Annotated in this window: 17 protein-coding genes; 8 read left to right on the forward strand and 9 right to left on the reverse strand. The window is 70.1% G+C overall.

Going from position 1 to position 19,027, the window contains the following annotated elements; genetic code table 11:
- Positions 1–63: 63 nt before the first annotated feature.
- Entirely contained in the window at positions 64–1,260 is a 1,197-nt protein-coding gene (locus tag AC1ROC_RS17845) for an ABC transporter substrate-binding protein (protein WP_493001756.1), read from the reverse strand.
- Positions 1,261–1,569: 309 nt separating this feature from the next.
- Here AC1ROC_RS17845 and AC1ROC_RS17850 point away from each other — a divergent pair, with 309 nt between their 5' ends.
- Positions 1,570–2,283 (forward strand): GntR family transcriptional regulator, encoded by a 714-nt coding sequence (locus AC1ROC_RS17850; protein ID WP_493001757.1) that lies wholly within the window; start codon positions 1,570–1,572, stop codon positions 2,281–2,283.
- Between the two features lie 7 nt (positions 2,284–2,290).
- On the opposite strand, the gene AC1ROC_RS17855 is transcribed toward AC1ROC_RS17850, so the two are convergent.
- Positions 2,291–3,448, reverse strand: coding sequence for a pyridoxal-phosphate dependent enzyme (locus tag AC1ROC_RS17855; RefSeq protein ID WP_493001758.1), 1,158 nt, complete (start codon positions 3,446–3,448; stop codon positions 2,291–2,293).
- Between the two features lie 92 nt (positions 3,449–3,540).
- On the opposite strand from AC1ROC_RS17855, the gene AC1ROC_RS17860 reads away from it, so the two are divergent.
- Positions 3,541–4,743: a M20 family metallopeptidase gene (locus AC1ROC_RS17860; RefSeq protein WP_493001759.1), complete on the forward strand. Its 1,203-nt coding sequence runs from the start codon at positions 3,541–3,543 to the stop codon at positions 4,741–4,743.
- On the forward strand, positions 4,743–5,504 hold the full coding sequence (locus AC1ROC_RS17865) for an MBL fold metallo-hydrolase (protein WP_493001760.1): 762 nt from the start codon (positions 4,743–4,745) through the stop codon (positions 5,502–5,504). Before AC1ROC_RS17860 ends, AC1ROC_RS17865 begins: the two co-directional genes overlap by 1 nt.
- Here the strand turns inward: AC1ROC_RS17865 and AC1ROC_RS17870 are convergent.
- The 5 genes from AC1ROC_RS17870 to AC1ROC_RS17890 form a co-directional block, all read right to left on the reverse strand.
- Positions 5,494–6,522: a Gfo/Idh/MocA family protein gene (locus AC1ROC_RS17870; RefSeq protein WP_493001761.1), complete on the reverse strand. Its 1,029-nt coding sequence runs from the start codon at positions 6,520–6,522 to the stop codon at positions 5,494–5,496. The two genes, AC1ROC_RS17865 and AC1ROC_RS17870, sit on opposite strands and share 11 nt — an antisense overlap.
- Positions 6,519–7,325 (reverse strand): IclR family transcriptional regulator, encoded by an 807-nt coding sequence (locus tag AC1ROC_RS17875; protein ID WP_493001762.1) that lies wholly within the window; start codon positions 7,323–7,325, stop codon positions 6,519–6,521. Before AC1ROC_RS17875 ends, AC1ROC_RS17870 begins: the two co-directional genes overlap by 4 nt.
- A 47-nt stretch (positions 7,326–7,372) precedes the next feature.
- Positions 7,373–7,717: a hypothetical protein gene (locus AC1ROC_RS17880; protein ID WP_493001763.1), complete on the reverse strand. Its 345-nt coding sequence runs from the start codon at positions 7,715–7,717 to the stop codon at positions 7,373–7,375.
- Between the two features lie 85 nt (positions 7,718–7,802).
- Positions 7,803–8,177, reverse strand: a complete 375-nt coding sequence (locus tag AC1ROC_RS17885) for a hypothetical protein (protein ID WP_493001764.1) — start codon at positions 8,175–8,177, stop codon at positions 7,803–7,805.
- A 243-nt stretch (positions 8,178–8,420) separates the two neighbouring features.
- Positions 8,421–9,740, reverse strand: coding sequence for a glycosyltransferase (locus AC1ROC_RS17890; protein ID WP_493001765.1), 1,320 nt, complete (start codon positions 9,738–9,740; stop codon positions 8,421–8,423).
- A 69-nt stretch (positions 9,741–9,809) separates the two neighbouring features.
- Here AC1ROC_RS17890 and AC1ROC_RS17895 point away from each other — a divergent pair, with 69 nt between their 5' ends.
- A complete protein-coding gene (locus tag AC1ROC_RS17895) occupies positions 9,810–10,529 on the forward strand; it encodes a TetR/AcrR family transcriptional regulator (protein WP_493001766.1) in 720 nt (239 codons plus the stop codon).
- On the opposite strand, the gene AC1ROC_RS17900 is transcribed toward AC1ROC_RS17895, so the two are convergent.
- Together AC1ROC_RS17900 and AC1ROC_RS17905 are read right to left on the reverse strand one after the other, a co-directional pair.
- Entirely contained in the window at positions 10,468–11,034 is a 567-nt protein-coding gene (locus AC1ROC_RS17900; RefSeq protein ID WP_493001767.1) for a GIY-YIG nuclease family protein, read from the reverse strand. The genes AC1ROC_RS17895 and AC1ROC_RS17900 overlap by 62 nt on opposite strands.
- Before the next feature lie 73 nt (positions 11,035–11,107).
- The gene (locus tag AC1ROC_RS17905) at positions 11,108–11,989 is read right to left on the reverse strand and encodes a LysR substrate-binding domain-containing protein (RefSeq protein ID WP_493001768.1); all 882 of its coding nucleotides are present in this window, start codon (positions 11,987–11,989) and stop codon (positions 11,108–11,110) included.
- 214 nt (positions 11,990–12,203) lie between these two features.
- Here AC1ROC_RS17905 and AC1ROC_RS17910 point away from each other — a divergent pair, with 214 nt between their 5' ends.
- The 4 genes from AC1ROC_RS17910 to AC1ROC_RS17925 all read left to right on the forward strand — a co-directional run bounded on the left by AC1ROC_RS17910 (position 12,204) and on the right by AC1ROC_RS17925 (position 19,007).
- On the forward strand, positions 12,204–17,198 hold the full coding sequence (locus tag AC1ROC_RS17910; RefSeq protein WP_493001769.1) for an ExeM/NucH family extracellular endonuclease: 4,995 nt from the start codon (positions 12,204–12,206) through the stop codon (positions 17,196–17,198).
- Positions 17,199–17,338: 140 nt separating this feature from the next.
- On the forward strand, positions 17,339–17,767 hold the full coding sequence (locus tag AC1ROC_RS17915) for a hypothetical protein (RefSeq protein WP_493001770.1): 429 nt from the start codon (positions 17,339–17,341) through the stop codon (positions 17,765–17,767).
- Positions 17,761–17,979 carry a helix-turn-helix transcriptional regulator gene (locus AC1ROC_RS17920; RefSeq protein WP_210723964.1) on the forward strand — a complete coding sequence of 73 codons (219 nt, stop codon included), beginning with the start codon at positions 17,761–17,763 and terminating at the stop codon, positions 17,977–17,979. Before AC1ROC_RS17915 ends, AC1ROC_RS17920 begins: the two co-directional genes overlap by 7 nt.
- 35 nt (positions 17,980–18,014) lie before the next feature.
- Positions 18,015–19,007 carry an NAD(P)-dependent alcohol dehydrogenase gene (locus AC1ROC_RS17925; RefSeq protein WP_493001771.1) on the forward strand — a complete coding sequence of 331 codons (993 nt, stop codon included), beginning with the start codon at positions 18,015–18,017 and terminating at the stop codon, positions 19,005–19,007.
- The last annotated feature ends 20 nt before the right edge of the window (positions 19,008–19,027 follow it).

A 19,027-nucleotide genomic window follows, 5' to 3' on the forward strand; every position in this document is an offset into this window, starting at 1 on the left:
CCCGCCAAGGGGGAGTCATGTCGGCTCTCCCCCCCCCCCCCGGCCGGGTCGAGACGGGAGCGGTCATTTGGCGATCGCGTCCTGCATCTGCTTCTGCGCCCACGCCACTGCTTCCTTGGCGCTCATGCCGTTCACGGTCATCTGCTGCACCGCCTGGGCCAGGATGTTCTGCCCGGAGATCTCTCCGATGGAGGAGATGTACTGACCGTCGACGAACCCGAAGAGTTCACCGGTCTCCGACTGCTTGAGCATCGCATCCACACAGGTCTTGTACGTGCTGATGACGGGGTTCTCGCGCCAGTTGCTCTCCGTTGCGCCGTTCTCGGTCACCGGGAGGAACAGGCCGGGTTCCGCGTTGAGGAAGTCGCCGTAGTGCTTCGGATCGAGCACCCATTCGAGGAACTTGCCCGCGCCCTCCTGCTTGGCCTTGTCTTTGCTCAGGATCATGCCGCCATTCGAGTAGTAGATGCTGCCGGTCTTGCCTCCGTCGTCCGCCACGGGGATCGGCGCGCAGCCGAGGTCGCTCGCCGGTCGTCCGGATTCCTCTTCGAACGGTGCCAGGTACTGGCCCTTCTCGACCGCCATCGCCGCTGCTCCGCTGTTCAGCGCTGCCTGCGGCTCCGGCCAGGAGTAGTTCCCCGCATCCTTCGGCGAGAGCGCAGCCAACTTCTTGTACAGCTCGAAAGCGGCGACGGTCTTGTCGTTGTCGATCGCGACCTTTCCATCCTTGGTGAACATGTTCGCCGCTCCGCCGGTGACCATGAAGCTGTAGAGCACCTGGTCCGTTGCGAGGTTCTTGCCGGACGGGACCGCGATGCCGGACGTGCTCCCGGCCGACAGCTTCTCGGCGTCGGCGACCAGCTCGCTCCAGGTGGCGGGCGCTGCATCGATTCCGGCGGCCTTGAACATGTCGGCCCGGTACCAGAGCATCTGCACCATGCCGTAGAGCGGGACGGCCCAGACGTCGCCGTCGTCCGTGTACGGAGCGGTGGCGGCCTTGATGAGTCCGTCCTTGCTCGTGATGTCGTCGACCACGTCGTTCACCGGCTGGCCGAGACCGAGACCGCGCACGTATGTCGCGAAGTCCGGGATGGCGAACAGGATGTCCGGCTGCTTTCCGGACTGCGCCGCTGCGGCGATCTTGGTGTACACCTGGCCCCAGTCCTGCACCTGGATCTTGACCGGATACTCGGGGTTGGTCGCGTTGTACTCGTCCGCCAGCTTCTGGAACGCCTTCTCGCGGGATGGCGTGTTCTCCATGTGCCAGAGGACGACCTCTTTGTCAGCGGAATTGCCGGAGGGACTCCCTCCACAGGCACTGAGTCCGAGCGCTGTTGCGGCTGCTAGAGCAATCGCTGCAAGTGCTTTAGAACGCATTGCGTTTCACCTCTCTGTGAGACCGGTGCCCGATTCGGGGAGTGTCGCTGTTACTGTGTGGCGGGTGGGGTTGGGCTGCCGGTGTTCATCTACGATAACTGCTATAGAGCAATCTGGCCACACATTTGTATCAATTAGATTTCGGGAGAGTAACCTTTTGTTTCAGGCACCCAGGCCAAGGAGGCAGAATTCGTGAGCGCACCCCGCTACATCGAGATCCTCGACCAGCTTCGCGAACGCTGCGCAGGGCTCGCCCCCGGTAGTCGCCTCGCTTCGGAGCGCGCCCTGGCGGAAGAGTTCGACGTGAGCGCGATGACGGTCCGTCAGTCGCTCGCCAAACTCGCGGAAGAAGGCTGGGTGCACCGCTCGCAGGGGAGCGGCACCTATGTGAGTCGCCCGACCGTCACGATGGGACCGAGCCTCACCTCGTACACGGAGGACATGCGGCGGCTCGGCCTGCAGCCGTCGTCGGAGGTGCTGCGGTTCGAAACGGTCAAGCCGGATCTCGAGACGGTCACCCGTCTCTCCCTCCGGCCGACGGAACAGGCGATCGTGCTCGAACGTCTCCGCTTCGCGGACGGCGAGCCGATGTGTCACGAGATCAGCGTCTTCCCTTCCCGTCTTGCAGACGCGCTGGCCGGTGCCGATCTCGCCGGCTCGGTGCACGAGGCGCTCGCTGCGGCGGGCACGGCTCCGTATTCGACGTTCCGTCGGGTGCGGGCCGTCGTCGCGCCCGACCGCGAATGCGAGCTCCTCGGGCTGCCCGTCGCGTCTCCCGCCCTGGAGATCAGCGACACCTTCTCGGACGCGCTGAGTCAGCCGTTCCAGCATGTCCGCACCCGATACCGGTTCGACAGGTACGAGGTGCTGAGCAAGATCGACCGGCTGCCGGGAGCGGCCCGCTGACCACCGCTCAGGACGCATCCTGGACCTTGATGCCGTGGCCGGTCAGGATGGCGACCACCGGGCCGTCCGCCGTGCGAGCAGTGCGCTCCGCGGCGACGAGGGCGATGGCGGACGACGGCTCCACCCAGATGCCCGCGGTGCGCAGCCGTGTCGTCGCCTCGGCGATCTCGCTCTCGTCGAGGGCGACGGCGCCGCCCCGCGTCGAGCGGATCGCCGCCAGCGTCAGCATGCCCTGCCGCTCATAGCCGCGAAGCGGGTCGGCGATGGCTGTCGCCGCCGTCTGCTGCCAGTCGGTCCGGTGGGTGGTCAGCGCAGCCTCCCACGCCGACGGTGAGTCGGGTGACGCCTCCCAAGCCGCGACGATCGGCGAGACGGCTCGCGCCTGGACGCCGATGAGCCGCGGGGCGACGCCGCCCTGTGTTGCGGTGACATCGGAGAAGCCCCGCTCGATCCCGCGCAATAGGGGGCCGGCGCCGATCGGGATGCACACGGCCTCCGGAATGCCGCCCAGCTGCTCGGTCAGCTCGAAGGCCACCCCGCGGTACGCCTCGGCCGGCACGGGGTTCCGGAAAGTCGTCGAGACGTTCAGCCATCCGTCGCCCTCGGCCGCGAGCGCTGCGGCATACGCCGCGCTGTAGTCGCCCGCGACCTCCGTGACCTCGGCGCCGTACGCCCGACAGGCGCGCAACTTGGCGGCGGCGTTGCTCTCCGAGCCGACGATCACGCGGCAGCGGAGTCCGGCGCGAGCGGCATAGGCGCTCGCCGAGGCAGCTGCATTCCCCGTCGATGCGACGACCATGCCCTCGTACCCGCCGTCCACGGCGAACGACGCCGCGAGGGCCATCGCCCTGTCCTTGAAGGACAGGGTCGGATTCGCACCCTCCAGTTTGAGGAGCACCCGTCCATCCGATCCGGGCCAGTCGAGCAGCGGCGTCTCGCCCTCTCCCAGGCTCACCCGGGCCGTGACGGGCGGGAAGAGGGAGGCCCTGCGCCAGATGCCCGTCGCGCCCGCATCCGGCACCGGCAGGGCAGTCAGCGGGTCCGCCTCGACGACGACCGCGCCGCCGCACCGGGGGCAGTCATACCGGAACCGGGGCCCCGACCAGTCGCCGTCCGCGCACAGGTAACGGTGGCCGCGGGGGCTGGAGGCTCTGTCCACGGTCATGTGTTCTCCCTCGGACCGATGATTGTGGAAAGGTATTCTAAAAGCTACACTCACGATCGTCCGACCCTCAAATCCCCGAACGGAGGCACCCCGTGCAGGTGCTGGAGCTGACACGAGAACTTGTCGCCATCGACTCGCAGAATCCCGGAGGGCAGGAGCAGGGGATGGCGGACTTCCTTCTGGAATGGGCGGGCGCGAGAGGCTTCGCGGCCGAGCGGATCGAGCTCCGCGAGGGCCGCCCCAACCTCGTGATCACGGTCGACCGCGGACCGGGACGGCGCCTCGGGCTCTCCGGGCACCTGGACACCAAGCCGATCGGCGACGCCCGTTCCCTGTGGAACACCGATCCGCTCGTCCTGACCGTCGACGGCGACCTGGCGTACGGGCTGGGGGCCACAGACATGAAGGGCGCCGTCGCCGCCATGATGGTCGCGCTCGAACGCTTCTCGGGCGGCCGAGGCGGCGGCGCGCTCAGCCTCGTGCTCACCGCGGACGAGGAGCAGGGTTCGGACGCTGGTGCCAAGGCGCTCGCGGAGACCGGCAACATCCCGAGGCTGGATGGGCTCGTCATCGGCGAGCCGAGCGGGATCGACGAGCCGTGGGAGGCGCTTCACCTCGTCTCCCGCGGGATCTGCTGCTTCGAGGTCGAGGTGATCACGCACCAGGGTCACAGCGGTCTCTCGCATCGCCTCGGCCGGAACGCGACCCTGGTCGCCGGAGATCTGCTCCGGGCGTTCGAAGCGTTCCAGCCGACCGTCTCGCATACCGGAGCTGTGGAATGCGCGCCGACGGTCAATCCTGGGATCTTCGTGAGCGGCGGCGTCAGCTGGGGCACCTGGCCGGGCAGTTGCCGGGTGGGGGTCGAGATCCGGCTGGTGCCCGGCATGGACCGCGAGACGGTGCGTGCGGAGATCGACGCCTTCGTCCGGTCGAACCTGCCAGAGGGTGTCGACTACCGCATCCACTATGTGCAGAGCGGGCAGGGCTGGATGCCCGCTGTCGAGCTCGCTCCGGATGAACCGGTCGCCGTCGCCGCGCGCGAGGCGGCGCAGCACGTCCTCGGCCGCACGGTTCCTGTCGCAGCGTTTCCCGGAGGGACGGACGCCACATACTTCCTCGGGGTGGGTGGCGTCCCGACCGTCACGAGTCTGGGACCGGGATGGATCAGCGTCGCGCACGGCGCAAACGAGTGCGTCGGGGTCGGGCAGCTGGCCGAGGCGGCCGACATCTACGAGCGGATCGCCGCCGAGTTCTGCATCGCAGAGCCGTCCCGTGTGCAGAGCGGCGTCGCCTGATGCCTGCTCGGCAGCTCACCGACACGGTGTGGGTGGTCGGAGGGCCGTCGGGGCCGGAGGCGACCAGCGGCTACGACGGGCTGCAGTACCTCGTCTGGGACGGCACCACCGGCGTGCTCATCGATGCGGGAACGGGTCTCGGAAGCGAGGCGTGGCTCGCCAACGTCGAGGCGGTCTGCGGGGACGCCGTGCCGTTCGGTGTGCTGCTCAGCCACTATCACGCCGACCACGCCGGGGGAGCAGCGGCGGCGCTCCGCGCGGGCATCGACGTCTACGCCGACGAGGTGACGGTCGCCGCGCTCGAGGCGGGGGATGAGGAGTCCACGCAGCTGGCCAGGGCGAGGCGTGCGGGGGTGTACCCCTCGGACTTCCGGCTGCAGCCGGCCACCGGTGTCAGGGTGCTGCCCGGCTCTGCGGTCCTGAACCTCGGCTCGCTGACGGTCACGGCGTTGGAGGCGCCAGGTCACTGCGATGGTCACCTGGTCTTCCTCGTGGATGCGGCAGGACGGCGTTCCCTGTTCAGCGGTGACGTGATCTTCGCGGGCGGGCGCGTGAGCATGCAGGCGATCCCCGACTGCCGGCTCGACCTCTACGGCGACACTGTCCGCGGTCTCGCCGAACTCGACGTGGATGAACTCTTCCCCGGCCATGGGGCGCCGGTGCTCGACGGGGCCTCGAGCGACATCGAACGGGCCGCGGAGTCGTTCGGCAGGCTGATGCCTCCGCCCAATCTGCTTCAGCCGGAGTGGCTCACAGAGTGACGGGCTCACCGGTGGCGGACGACGTCACGACCGCCTCGGCGATGGCAACACCCCAGACGGCCTGCTCGACCGGCATGGTCGAGTTCGCCCGCTCGCGCCGGAAGACGGCGGACGCGTACGCGATCTCCGCGCGGAGCGCCCCGCCGACGCGGCCGTCCTCCTCCGGCCAGAGCGAGAGGTCGGGGGTGAGGCTCGCGTCGTCGGTCCACACGGTGAGCGCATCGCCGATGAGCCGCTGCCTGGCGGTGCCCAACGAACCGATGAGCTGCGCCTCGCCATCGATGGTGCCGTCCAGCGCGAGCAGCCCGGCGAGACTCTGGGGGCCGCGCAGCGGAACGGTCCACGCCGACTGGATCGTGCTCGTCGCGCCCGAGGCGAACTCGACGATGGCGCTGATCACGCTGGGCGCAGCGTCGCCTGCCGCCCGTGACTCCGTCGCGAACACGCGCGCCGCCGGCTCTCCGTGGAAGAACACGGCCAGGTCGATGTCGTGGATGCAGGACTCCCACACCGGATGCACCCGGTCGCCGAAGTCGGCGAACCAGGAGCGGCTGAAATCGCGGTGGAGGCGGGTCGCCCAGAGCGTGCCGAGCATCCCGTCGTGCAGTGCGGACCGCAGGTAGCGATACGGCTGGGCGAACCGCGAGATGTGGCCGACCACGATCTCCCTGCCCGCCGCCGTCGCAGCAGCGGCGGTGCGCTCTGCCGCAGCGGCGCTCAGGGCGAACGGCTTCTCGACGAAGACGTCGCATCCCGCGCCGATGGCTTCGTCGGTCAGCGCGGAATGCGACGACTCGTCGGACGCGACCACGACCACGTCGACACCGTCGTCGAGGCGCACCTCCGACAGGCCGGTGCCGTGGCGAGCGGCGCCCCATCGCCGGGCGACGGCCTCTGCGCGACCGGCATCCACGTCGACCACGCCGACGACGCGCGCGCCGGCCTCCTGCCACGCGCGCACGTGCAACTCGCCGAAACGTCCGGCTCCGGCGACGACGACGCGCAACGGGTCGCTCATCCGATCGAGCCGGGGTGACCGAGGGCTTGGGAGACGCGCCGGGCGGAGGCGGCCACGAGTGCGCCGATCTCCTCCATCCGGTCGTCGTCGAATCGTTCGGCGGGCACCGAGACGCTGATGGCTGCGATGGCGCGCCCGCTGTCGTCGAAGATCGGTGCGCCGACGCAGTCGACGCCCGGCTCGTTCTCCTCGCGGTCGACGCTGTATCCGCGTTCGCGCGTCGCGGCGAGGGCCTCGGCGAGTGTCGTTTCGTCGATGGTCCTGCCGAGGAGGTCGTGCGTCGCCACGCGCACCGCGTCGACGACTGTCTGAGGCGAGTACGCGAGGATCGCGCGCCCCAGAGCGGTGAGCGCGGCCGGGGACGTCCCGCCGATCCGCGACGAGGTCTGCACCGCGTGCACGGTCTCCAGCTTGTCGACCACCACCACGTGCGGCGAGGCCAGGGTTCCGAGATGGCACGCTTCGCCCGTGCGCTCCCGAAGCTCGGACATCACGGGCAACGCCTCGACGCGGAAGTCCAGGCCGCCCAGGAAACCGCGTGCCAGCACCAGCGAGGCGGAACCGAGTGCCTGCATTCCGGTGGGGGTCTCGCGCGCAAGCCTGTGCTGCTTGAGCACGCCGACCATCCGGTGCACGGTGCTCAGGGTGATGCCGGTCTCCCTGGCGATGTCGGCCAGCGTCATGCCCTGCGGGTGCGCCGCGAGCAGGAAAAGAATGCTCATCACCCGCTCCAGAGCCCGCAGCCCGTCCGGACCTTTGCGCTTGGGATCGTTCTCCACTGCCGCGCCTTCGATCGTGCTCACGTGCCCCTCATTTCGGAATACCCGTCCATAATCATACTGTGCGCGGTTCACTCCGCCCAGAAGGTCACCGCGGTCTCCGTCGCGGCGGTGTCCGCTGGCTCGCCGTACACCCGGATGTGGTGCACCTGCTCGGCGAGCGTGCCGTCGCGGAGGGTGCCGTGGTCTGTCGCCTGCACGAAGACCTCGCACCGCCCGCCCCTGAGGCGCGCGGCCTCCTGCTCCCCCCAGGCGATGACCTCTGTCACGGCGGTGGCGCCGGTGACCTCCCAGTCGTCGAGGTTCCAGCCGGTGTACGGCTCCGGCGGTCGAGCCCAGAGGCGCACGCGGTACACCGTCTGCCCTCCGCGATCCCAGGTCGGTTCCTCCGGGGACCGCAGCCATGTCGCATCCATGCGGCAGAGCCTAGCGGCGCCGCCTCCCGTTGCCGCGGCGGCGAGACGCCAGTAACTGTCGCGAAACGCCCGGGATGTGGCGCAGTTACTGGTGTCTCGTGCGGCGGCGCGGCGTGACGCCGTGGGGGCGGAGGAGGTCGAGGAAGAGCGGGGCGAAGAGGGCGGGGCGCCGGCGCGGCAGGGTCGCCGGGCGCGTGAGGGAGGTGAGGATGCGCATCCACGCGCCCTGCGCCGCCGTCGCGCCCTGCGCCGCGGCGTCCCGCGCCATTGCAGCCGCCGCATCCCGCGCTGCCGCACGCGCCGCCGCCGCCGACCGGCGGGGCAGCGGCGCCCGCCTGCCCGTCGACAGGTCGTGCAGGTTGTTGCGGCGGGTGCCGTCCCAGTTCACGTAGAGATACGGCCCGACCGGCGACGAGATGGGGCTGACGACGGCGCGCACGTAGCTGTCCGGTCCTGTCACGTATGTGGCCGTGCCGTTCGCGATCTCGGCGGCGGCCGTCGCGGCGTCGACGGCGCCGTGCGACGTGAACAGGGTGACGATGGAGCCGAGCTCGTCGCGAGAGACCAGCTCGATGCGGAACTCGGTGATGGCGACTCCTCGAAGATCGTTCGGCGGTGGTGGGGTGGCCGAGCGACGGTGGTCTGCCTTCTCCGATCGTACGCAGCGCCATTCATCGAATCCAACAGCGCGCGTTTCTGCGATTCAGCGACGCGACGAATGAGTGCGGGTGCCGCGCGCCGCATCCACCAGCCCCAGGACCGCGCGTTCCAGTCCGGCCAGCCCCGTGGATGCGCGAATCGCGTCCCCGATGGCCGCGCTGCGTTCGGCGTATCCCGGCTCCGCGAGCACCGTCCGCACCGCCCCGGCCACCGCCGCGTCCGTCGGGCGGTTCGTCGCGAGGTTCACGCCGACGCCCGACCACGCCACGCGCGCAGACACCTCCACCTTGTCCTCCGTCGTCCCCGCGATCACGACGGGGACGCCGTGCTCCATCGCGTAGTGCACGCCGCCGTACCCGCCGTTCGTCACGTACACCGAGGTGCGCGGGAGCAGCGCGTCGTACGGCAGGTAGGCGGCGACGCGAGCGTTCGGCGGCAGGTCCGCTTCCAGTTCGGCGACCGGCCGCCCTCCCGTGCTGGCGACCACCCACACGTCGTCGCCCGCCAGGCCCCGGATGGTCGGCAGCAGCAGGTCGCCGAAGTCGCGGTTGGCGACGGTCCCCTGGGTGACGTGGACGATCGGGCGCCCGTCCGCGAGGTCGTCCCACCAGGCCGGGAGCGGCGTATCCGACGGCCGGGTGCGGGAGACCGGCCCGACGAAGTGGACCGTCGACGGCAGGTCGGAGCGCGGGTACTCGAACTCCGGGACGGTGAACTGCACCACGGCGTCCGCGTGCGCCGGCCAGTTGAGGATGAACCCGTCGAGGGATGCGCCGGTCGCCTCGTGCGCGATCCTGCTCGCGGCCTTCTGCACCGGCGCGAAGATGATCTTCTCCGCGACGGCGGTGAGGGCGGCGTTCCGCAGGCGCCCGCCGATCCCGGGCTTCGGCTGGACCCCGAGCCCGAACGGAGCCACGTCCTTGCTCTTCAGCCCGAGCGGCACGATGCCGAGGTTGACCACAGCGGGCCGGGATGCGCGGGGCCGCGTGGAGAGCAGGGCGGCGCCGAGGAACAGGCTCTCCGCCAGCACGACGTCCACCCCGTGCTCGGCGACGATCGCGTCGACGGCGGCGAGCTGCGCGCTGGCCGGGCGCAGGAAGATCGTGGTCATGTCGTACCGGATGCCCGCCGGGCCGGTGAGTCCGACGCGGCCGGGGAAGGCCGCATCCATGTCGGTGTCGTCGTAGTCGGCTTCGGCGGGGAGCGGGAGGAAGGTGGCGCCGGTGGCGATGACGCGCGCGGCGTAGCGGCCGCCGGTGAGGAAGAGGACGCGGTGGCCGCGGTCGACGAGGTGCCTGGCGACGGCGAGCAGCGGGGTCACGTGGCCGTGGACCGGTGTGCTGCAGAGGAGGAGGGTGGTCATGGGATGCTCGCATTCGGGTTTAGAGTTTGATGAACGCTGATAGTATTCACTACACACGAAGGGTAGTCAATGGCTGATTCGGAGAACGTCGCCCCGCGGCAGTACCGCTCGACGCTCCGCGAGGAGCAGGCGCGGCAGACCAGGCAGCGCATCCTCGCCTCCGCGTTCGAGGTGTTCTCGGCCAAGGGATACACCGGCGCCTCCCTCGCCGACATCGCCGCGGGCGCCGGGGTCTCGGTCGAAAGCGTGAAGGTGCACGGCCCGAAACGCGCCCTGCTGCTCGGCGCGTTCGAGCTCGCGTTCGCCGGCAGCGCCGGCGAGGAGTCGCTGAGCGAGCGGCCGGAGGTCGCCGCGATCATGGGCATCGAAGACACCGGCGAATTCCTCACGGCGATGGTCGGCATGATCGCCGAGGCGAACGCCAGGACCAGCGGCCTCTGGGCGGCCTTCCTCGCTGCCGCGGCAGAGGACGCCCACGTCGGAGAGGTCCTCGCCTCCCTGCTCGACCGCCGCCACGCCGACTACCGCCGCCTGGTCGGCCTCCTCACCTCCCGCGGGGCAGTGGATGCGCGGGCCGCGTCCGACGACGACCTCCAGGCGCTCGCCGACGTGCTCTCCTTCCTCATGTCGCCGGAGGGTCACCAGCAGCTCGTGCAGCAGAGCGGGTGGACCTACGAGCGCTACCGGGACTGGCTGATCGCTACGGTGACGTCGACCGTCGCGTCTCCTATCCCCGCAACGCGATCGCCTGACTCCGCCACAGCGCCAGCAGCGACCACGGATCGGTGACGCCGGCGCGCACGGCGGCGAGGTGCGCATCCAGCTCGTCGCTGCGCTCGAACCACTCGGTGCGCGGGATGCGGTGGGCGGCGAACTGCGCGTGCCTGCGCTGTTCGAGCGCCCGGTCGCCGCGCTCGAACGCGAGCACCTCGTCGTGCGGCAGACTCGAGAACCGCACGCGCGGATTGGCAGTGGTGCCGATCTTCACCCTGTCCCTGAATCGCAGGTAGTAGACCACGTCCACCCGCGGCGGCGGCAGCTCGCCGGACACGGTCTCGCCCACCCGCCATTCGCACACCGCGCACAGCCAGCCGGACGGGTAGCGCACCCCCAGCCGCGAGCCGCAGAGCGCGCACGGCGACGGCAGCGCATCCACCTGGCCATACTCGTCGGTCACCCAGTCGGCCGCGACGAGCAGGTGCTGCAGGCAGAGCGGCAGCGGTGCCCCGGGATGCGCGGGGTTCGTGCACGCGACGCCACCGGTGACGACGGCGCACGGGGTGGTGCCTGTCATGCGGGAAGCGTAACGGCGGCGACCGACACCGGCGCGAGCAGCGTTGTCGCAGCCCGCCATACCGCTGGCCGTCCTACCGCCGCCCGTCCAGCCCCAGCTCCTCGCGCACGAACCGCGCGAACTGCGACGCGGCGGCCGATTCGCTGCGCGCCAGGTTCCTGGCGAGCCCGATCACGCGCACCGCCTCTTCGGCCAGCGGCACCAGCGTCACGCCCGGCTCGGTCGAGGAGTCCGGCAGCAGCGCGATCCCGACCCCGTCGCGCACCAGCGCCTGCAGCGTCACCAGTTCGGTGACCTCCAGCACGATGTTCGGCACGATCCCGCGCCGGGCGAAGTATGCGTCGGCGATGTGCCGCAGCCCGGATCCGGTGCGCAGCGCGACGAACTCGAACGGTTCGAGGTCGTCCACGTCGATCACCGCGCGTCCGGCCAGTGGATGCGCATCCGGCACCCCGACCGCCAGTCGTTCGGAGGTCAGTGGTCGCCACTCGATCTCGCGGTCGCGGGGGTCCGGGCTGGTGAACGCGAGGTCGGCCGCTCCCTCGCGCAGCGAATCCAGCACGGTGTCCGCCGTCCCTCCGCGCAGCACGAACCGGATGTCCGGGAACAGCGCGCGGTACTCGCTCACCACGCGCGGGATCAGCCAGTGGCCGAACGACGACACGTACGCGACGGACACCGTGCCCGCCGAGGGGTCGCGCAGTGCGTCGATGCGCGCGCGGGCCTCCTCCAGCTCGGTCTGCGCCCGGATGCCGTGGGCGAGCAGGATCTCGCCGTACTGGTTCAGCTCCAGGTGGTTCTTCTTGCGGTCGAAGAGCTCGACGCCCATCTCCGCCTCGAGCTTGGCGATAGTCCTGGTCAGCGTGGACTGGGAGACGCCGAGAGTGTCCGCTGTGTCGGCGAGATGTCCGTCTGCCGCCAGCGCTCTGAACTGGGCGATCTCTTCGATCCGCATGCTGCCATCATGCCGGACCATCGCCCCTTCGTGTGTCGGTGGCCCGTGATTCAATGTCACATGTGAGTAGATCAGCCGGAACCCGTGCTCGAATGAGCACCCTCGAACAGGGGGTGTTGTCTGTACGTTCACTCAGGAGTCACGGTCCGGTTCACTGCGCTCCATACGGTGTGCCAGGACCCAGCCGTCCGACCAGTCCCGACCGAGGAGAAGCATGTTGAGAAGATTCGGCAGAGCGTGGCAGATCGCCACCGCAGCCGCTGTGGGGGTCGGGCTCGCTGCCGCACCTCTCACCGCGGTGCCGGCCACCGCCAGCGTCGACGCCACGAGCGTCGTCATCAACGAGGTGTACCTGTCAGGGGGAAGCGCGGGCGCCGCGTACTCCAGCAAGTTCGTCGAGCTCTACAACCCGTCGAGCCAGCCCGTCACTGTCGACGGCTGGTCGGTGCAGTACCGCCCGGCCACGGGCACGGCGGCGGCCACCGGCCTCACCGCTCTCACCGGCAGCATCGCCGCGTACGGCTACTACCTCGTGCAGGGCAGCTCGAACGGGGCGAACGGCGCGGCTCTTCCGACTCCGGATGCGACGGGCACGCTCAACCCGTCCGGCTCCGGTGGCACCGTCATCCTCTCGAACACCGCCACCGCGGTGACGCCGCCCGTCGGCGACGCGAGGAACGCATCCGGGATCGTCGACCTCGTCGGCTACGGCACGTCGAACACGTTCGAGACGAAGGCCGCCGCAGCGCCGGCGGGCAACACCGACGTGAAGTCGCTCACCCGCACCGGGTTCTGGGACAGCGACGACAACAGCGCTGACCTCACCCTGACCGCCACCATCACGCCGCAGAACGCCGCGACGCCCGCGGGCGGCCCGGCCGCGGAGCCTGCGCCCGGAGGCACCGACCCCGGAACGGGAGGCGACCCGAGCCCACCGGCCGGTGACAGCATCCCGATCGCCGAGGTGCAGGGCACCACCGATGTCAGCCCGAAGGCGGGCACGACGGTCACCACCAGCGGATTCGTGACGGCCGCGTACGCGACCGGCGGTTTCAACGGCTTCTACATCCAGACCCCTGGCACGGGCGGCGCGATCGACCTCGCGACGCACCAGGCCTCCGACGCGGTCTACGTCTACGGCTCCGCGGCCACCGCAGCGGTCACCGTCGGCCAGTACGTGCAGGTCACCGGCGCCGTCAGCGAGTTCGCCGGCCTGACCGAGATCACCCCGGCATCTGCTGCCGGTGTCGTCGCGCTCGACCCGGCAGGACTCACCGCCCCTGCTCCCGCGACCGTCGGCCTCCCGGCGACCGCAGCGCAGCGCGAGTCCCTCGAGGGCATGCTGCTCGCACCGCAGGGCGCGTTCACCGCCACCGACGTGTACTCCACGAACCAGTACGGCGAGATCGGCCTCGCGGCCGGAGAGACGCCGCTGGTCCAGCCCACGGAGACCGCGCGCCCCGGCACGCCGGAGTACGCGGCGGCGGTGGCGGACAACGCCGCCCGCGCCGTCACGCTCGACGACGGAGCGTCCACCAACTTCCTCAGCGCGGCCAACAAGGCCAAGCCGCTGCCGTACCTGTCCGTCACCGCGCCCGTGCGCGTCGGCGCGCCGGTCACCTTCACGAAGCCGGTCGTCCTCGACTTCCGCAACAACGTGTGGAAGTTCCAGCCCACCTCCGAGCTGACCCCGGCCACCGCATCCACGGTGCAGCCGGTCACCTTCGGCAACACCCGCGCCGCCGCCCCGGCCGCCGTGGGCGGCGACCTGAAGCTGGGCACCTTCAACGTGCTGAACTACTTCACCACCACCGGCGACCAGCTCACCGGCTGCACGTTCTACACCGACCGCGACGGCAACAACATCACGGTGAACAGTGGATGCGACGCGCGAGGAGCAGCGGACGCCGCCAACCTCACGCGCCAGCAGGACAAGATCGTCGCGGCCATCAACGGGCTCTCCGCCGACGTCGTCTCCCTCGAAGAGATCGAGAACTCCGCGCGCTTCGGCAAGAACCGCGACGACACCCTCTCGAAGCTGGTCACCGCGCTCAACACCGCGGCGGGCAGCCAGGTCTGGGCGTTCGTGCCGTCTCCGGCAGCCGTGCCGTCCAGCGAGGACGTCATCCGCACCGCGTTCATCTACAAGAAGGCGCACGCTGTGCCGGTGGGCGAGTCGCGCATCCTGATGGATGCGGCGTTCGCCAATGCGCGCCAGCCGCTGGCCCAGGCGTTCAAGAAGGTCGGCACGCCGGACTCCTCGGCGTTCATCGCGGTCGTGAACCACTTCAAGTCGAAGGGGTCGGGAACGGGAGCCGACGCCGACCAGGGTGACGGGCAGGGTGCGTCGAACGCCTCCAGAGTCGCCCAGGCGACGGCGCTCGTCGGGTTCGCGAACACGCTGAAGTCCACGCTCGGCTCCGACAAGGTGCTGCTGATCGGCGACTTCAACGCCTACCTCAACGAAGACCCGATCAAGGTCATCACCGACGCCGGGTACATCGACCAGGTGCACACCCGCACCACCAAGGCGACGTACTCGTTCGGTGGCACGGTCGGCTCGCTCGACCATGTCCTCGCCTCTCCTGCCGCCAATGCGGTCATCACCGGCGCGGACGTCTGGAACATCAACTCCGGTGAGTCCATCGCGCTCGAGTACAGCCGGTACAACTACAACGCGACCAACTTCTACGTCGCAGACCAGTACCGGTCGAGCGACCACGACCCGATCGTCATCGGGATGGGGCTCGGCGCCGGCGCGAAGACCGTCAACCTGCTGAACATCAACGACTTCCACGGTCGGATCGACAGCAACACGGTCAAGTTCGCCGGAACCATCGAGAAGCTGCGTGCGGCAGCGGGGGAGCAGAACACACTCTTCCTCTCCGCCGGCGACAACATCGGGGCGTCGCTGTTCGCCTCGGCGTCCGCCGGTGACCTCCCGACGATCGAGGTGCTCAACACGCTCGGCCTGAAGGCGAGCGCCGTGGGCAACCACGAGTTCGACAAGGGCTTCTCCGACCTCACCGGCCGGGTCACCTCCGCCGCCGACTTCAGCTACCTCGGTGCGAACGTCTACACGAAGGGCACGACCACGCCGGCGCTGCCGGAGTACGCGACCTTCACCGTGGACGGGCTGAAGGTGGCCGTGGTCGGAGCCGTGACGCAGGAGACCCCGACGCTCGTGTCGCCGGGCGGCGTCGCATCGCTGGACTTCGGCGACCCCGTCGCCGCCGTCAACCGCGTCGCCGCGAAGCTGACGGACGGCAACACGTCCAACGGCGAGGCCGACGTGATCGTCGCCGAATACCACGAGGGCGCAGGCTTCGGCACGCCGGACGGTGCGACGCTCGACAAGGAGGTCGCGGCCGGCGGAGCGTTCGCCGACATCGTGACCAAGACCTCGGCGAAGGTGTCCGCGATCTTCACCGGTCACACGCACAAGCAGTACGCGTGGGATGCGCCGATCCCCGGCGTCTCGGGTGCCACCAGGCCGATCGTCCAGACCGGGAGCTACGGAGAGAACATCGGCCAGATCACCCTCTCGGTCGACGGCGACACCAAAAAGGTCACCGGATACACCGCGGCCAACGTGGCGCGCACGACCGACGCCGACAGCGACCTCGTCGCCGCGTACCCCCGGGTCGCTGCGGTGAAGACCATCGTCGACAAGGCGCTCGCCGACGCGGCGGTGATCGGCAACCAGAAGATCGGTTCCGTGACCGCCGACATCACCACGGCGTACATCGGCGCGGCCCGCGACGACCGGATGTCCGAGTCGACGCTCGGCAACCTCGTCGCAGACTCGCTGGTGTCGACGCTCTCCGCCCCCGACCTCGGCGGCGCGGAGATCGGCGTGGTCAACCCGGGCGGACTGCGGGCCGAACTGCTGAAGGGCACCGACGGCTCCGTCACGTACGCACAGGCCAACGCGGTGCTCCCGTTCGTGAACAACCTGTGGACCACGAGCCTCACCGGCGCGCAGTTCAAGCAGGCGCTCGAACAGCAGTGGCAGACGAACGCGGACGGGTCCGTCCCGAGCCGTCCGTTCCTCAACCTCGGCCTGTCGAAGAACGTGAGCTACACCTACGACGCAGCCCGCGCCCCCGGTGACCGCATCACGAGCATCCTGGTCAACGGAGCCCCGATCGACCCGGCGAAGTCCTACCGGATCGGGTCGTTCAGCTTCCTGCTGCAGGGCGGAGACAACTTCCGTGCCTTCGCGCAGGGCGCGAACACGAAGGACTCCGGCCTGATCGACCGCGACGCCTGGATCGCGTACATCACCGCGAACAGCCCGCTCTCGCCCAGCTTCGAGCGCCGCGGCGTCGCCGTCTCCGGCGTGCCGACCGGCACCCTCGACCGTGGCCAGCAGGTCACCTTCCAGGTGTCGAAGCTCAACCTGACCTCCCTGGGCAGCCCGGCGAACACCTCGCTGGACCTCACCTGGCAGGGCAGTGCAGCCACGCTCCCGTCCATCCCGGTGGATGCGGACGGAGCGGCGACCGTGAGCTTCACGGTCCCGGCGGATGCGGCGGGAGCGAGCGTGCTCGTGCTGCGCGCGCCCGACTCCGGAACGACGGTGCGTGTGCCGTTGCTGGTCGCGGACGCGACCGGACCCGGCACGCACCCGAAGCCGCCGACGAACCCCATCGCGGCCGCCATCGAGAAGCTGATCCAGGCGCTCAAGGACCTGATCCAGGCGCTCGGCAGCGACCACGGGGTGTTCCACCCCGGCGGCACGGTGACGATCAACGTCGGCTCGGCCTTCTCCGGCAGCTGGGTCTCCGCGTGGGTGCACTCCACCCCGCAGAAGCTCGGCGGCGGGTGGATGCAGGTCCCGGCCAGCGGTCAGCTCACGGTGACCCTGCCCGCCGACCTGCCCGCCGGTGAGCACCGGATCGCGGTGCAGGACGCCAACGGCGACGTGATCGGCTGGACCGCCATCACGGTGGCGGCGGCGACCGGCCCCGGCGACCCCGGCACCCCGGGCGACCCCGGCACGCCGGGCACGCCGGGCGACCCCGGTACCGGCACCGGCACCGGCAACGGCGCGGCGGGCTCGGGCGGCGGTAACGGCGTCATCCAGTCCGGTCTCGCGAACACGGGCGCCGACCTGGCGCCGGCGTTCGGTGCTGCACTGCTCGGCATCCTCGGCGGATTCGTCGTGCTGCTGATCGTCACGCGCAGGCGCGGCTCGCAGGCCTAACCCACCGAGTGGCCCCGGACCTCCGCGCACGGCGGACGTCCGGGGCCACTCGCTTTCCATTACGTGTCAAGAATCATTGACACGGAGTGGAGTTTGCTTTACTTTGAGCATGTCAGGTTTGTTTGACATGAGGAGTTGAGATGACGTTCGACGAGAAGAACGCGTGGGCGTTCCTGGTGATCGCGGTCGCTGGGTACGCCACGTACCTGGCCGTGCTGTTCGGCACCGCGGCCGGAGCTCCGCTCACAGAGGTGGACTACGCGCCCATCCTGCTCTGGACGGTGGGCGGCGCGATCGTCGCCGGCATCGTCGCCGGCATCGTGATCGGCCTGGCAGCGCCGAAGGGCGCTGACAAGCGCGACCAGCGCGACCGCGAGGTCAAGGCGTTCGGCGACAGGGTCGGTCAGGCGTTCGTCATCATCGGCGCCGTCGCCGCCCTCCTGCTCGCCCTGGTCCGCGCCGACTGGTTCTGGATCGCCAACGTCGTCTACCTGATGTTCGTGCTCTCCGCGGTCGTCGGCTCCATCGCCACGCTGGTCGCCTACCGCAAGGGGCTGCCGGCATGGTGAAGCCCACCAGGGTGACCAACAGCATCCGGTCGTTACGGTTCGCGGCGGACGAGATGACGCAGGCCGAGCTGGCCGAGCGGGTCGGAGTGACCAGGCAGACGGTCATCGCCATCGAGCAGGGCCGGTACTCGCCATCGCTCGAAATGGCGTTCCAGATCGCGCGCGTCTTCGGGGTGCCGCTCGACGACGTGTTCCAGTACCCCGAAGGCTGAGCGCGCCCGCGCCCCTCCACCGAATCGAGGACCCCATGAGCGACACCGCAACAGCGACGACGATGTCCGCCGTCGTGCAGCACGCGTACGGAACCAGCGATGCCCTCCGCGTCGAGACCGTCCCCGTCCCCGTTGCAGGCCCCACCGATGTCGTCGTCGCCGTGCGCGCCGCCGGAGTGGATGCGGGCACCTGGCACCTGATGACCGGCCGCCCGTACCTGATGCGGCTGATCGGCTTCGGTGTCCGCGGCCCCAAGGCGCGGGTGCGCGGCCTCGCGTTCGCCGGCCGCGTCTCGGCGGTCGGCGCCGAGGTGACCGATCTGCGGCCCGGCGACGACGTGTTCGGCTCGGCCGACGGTGCGTTCGCCGAGTTCGTGCGCGCGCCGCGGTCCGCGCTCGTGCGGCTGCCCGCATCCATCGGCTACGAGCAGGCGGCCGCGGTCCCCGTCTCGGCGGTGACCGCGTTGCAGGCGCTGCGCGCCGCGGCCGTCCCCGCGGGAGGGAGCGTGCTGGTGCTCGGAGCATCCGGCGGCGTCGGCCACTACGCCGTGCAGCTCGCCGTCGCCGCGGGCGCGACGGTCACCGGAGTGTGCAGCACGGCCAAGGCCGAGTTCGTGCGCGGTCTCGGCGCGGCGGAGGTCATCGACTACCGGGCCACCGACGTCACGGCGACCGGCCGCCACTGGGATGCGATCATCGACACGGCGGGCGACCGCCGTCTCTCCCGCCTGCGCAGCATCCTGGCGCCGTCGGGCAGCCTGGTCATCGTCGGAGGGATGGGCGGTCCGGTCCTCGGCGGCATGGAGCGAGTGCTCGCCGCTGCCGTCGCCAACCGGTTCGTCCGCCAGCGGCTGATCGGCCTGGTCTCGAAAGAGAACGCGTCCGACCTCGCCGACCTGGCCGACCTCGTCGACGCCGGAGCCTTCACGCCGATGGTGGATGCGGTGCTCCCCCTCGACCGCGCCGGCGAGGCCATCGACCTGGTCGCGTCAGGCGCGGTGCGCGGGAAGGTGGTCGTGGTTCCGTGAGGGTTGACCCCGACCACCCG

Source organism: Leifsonia sp. GW821-FHT13C05 (assembly GCF_058806515.1).

Excerpts from the sequence above, each read along its gene's own strand:
- AC1ROC_RS17900 (WP_493001767.1), bottom strand. The coding sequence starts at position 11,034 with ATGACAGGCACCACCCCGTGCGCCGTCGTCACCGGTGGCGTCGCGTGC.
- AC1ROC_RS17855 (WP_493001758.1), bottom strand. The coding sequence starts at position 3,448 with ATGACCGTGGACAGAGCCTCCAGCCCCCGCGGCCACCGTTACCTGTGC.
- AC1ROC_RS17870 (WP_493001761.1), bottom strand. The coding sequence starts at position 6,522 with ATGAGCGACCCGTTGCGCGTCGTCGTCGCCGGAGCCGGACGTTTCGGC.
- AC1ROC_RS17925 (WP_493001771.1), top strand. The coding sequence starts at position 18,015 with ATGAGCGACACCGCAACAGCGACGACGATGTCCGCCGTCGTGCAGCAC.
- AC1ROC_RS17890 (WP_493001765.1), bottom strand. The coding sequence starts at position 9,740 with ATGACCACCCTCCTCCTCTGCAGCACACCGGTCCACGGCCACGTGACC.
- AC1ROC_RS17910 (WP_493001769.1), top strand. The coding sequence starts at position 12,204 with ATGTTGAGAAGATTCGGCAGAGCGTGGCAGATCGCCACCGCAGCCGCT.
- AC1ROC_RS17905 (WP_493001768.1), bottom strand. The coding sequence starts at position 11,989 with ATGCGGATCGAAGAGATCGCCCAGTTCAGAGCGCTGGCGGCAGACGGA.
- AC1ROC_RS17915 (WP_493001770.1), top strand. The coding sequence starts at position 17,339 with ATGACGTTCGACGAGAAGAACGCGTGGGCGTTCCTGGTGATCGCGGTC.
- AC1ROC_RS17845 (WP_493001756.1), bottom strand. The coding sequence starts at position 1,260 with ATGGAGAACACGCCATCCCGCGAGAAGGCGTTCCAGAAGCTGGCGGAC.
- AC1ROC_RS17895 (WP_493001766.1), top strand. The coding sequence starts at position 9,810 with ATGGCTGATTCGGAGAACGTCGCCCCGCGGCAGTACCGCTCGACGCTC.
- AC1ROC_RS17920 (WP_210723964.1), top strand. The coding sequence starts at position 17,761 with ATGGTGAAGCCCACCAGGGTGACCAACAGCATCCGGTCGTTACGGTTC.
- AC1ROC_RS17880 (WP_493001763.1), bottom strand. The coding sequence starts at position 7,717 with ATGGATGCGACATGGCTGCGGTCCCCGGAGGAACCGACCTGGGATCGC.
- AC1ROC_RS17865 (WP_493001760.1), top strand. The coding sequence starts at position 4,743 with ATGCCTGCTCGGCAGCTCACCGACACGGTGTGGGTGGTCGGAGGGCCG.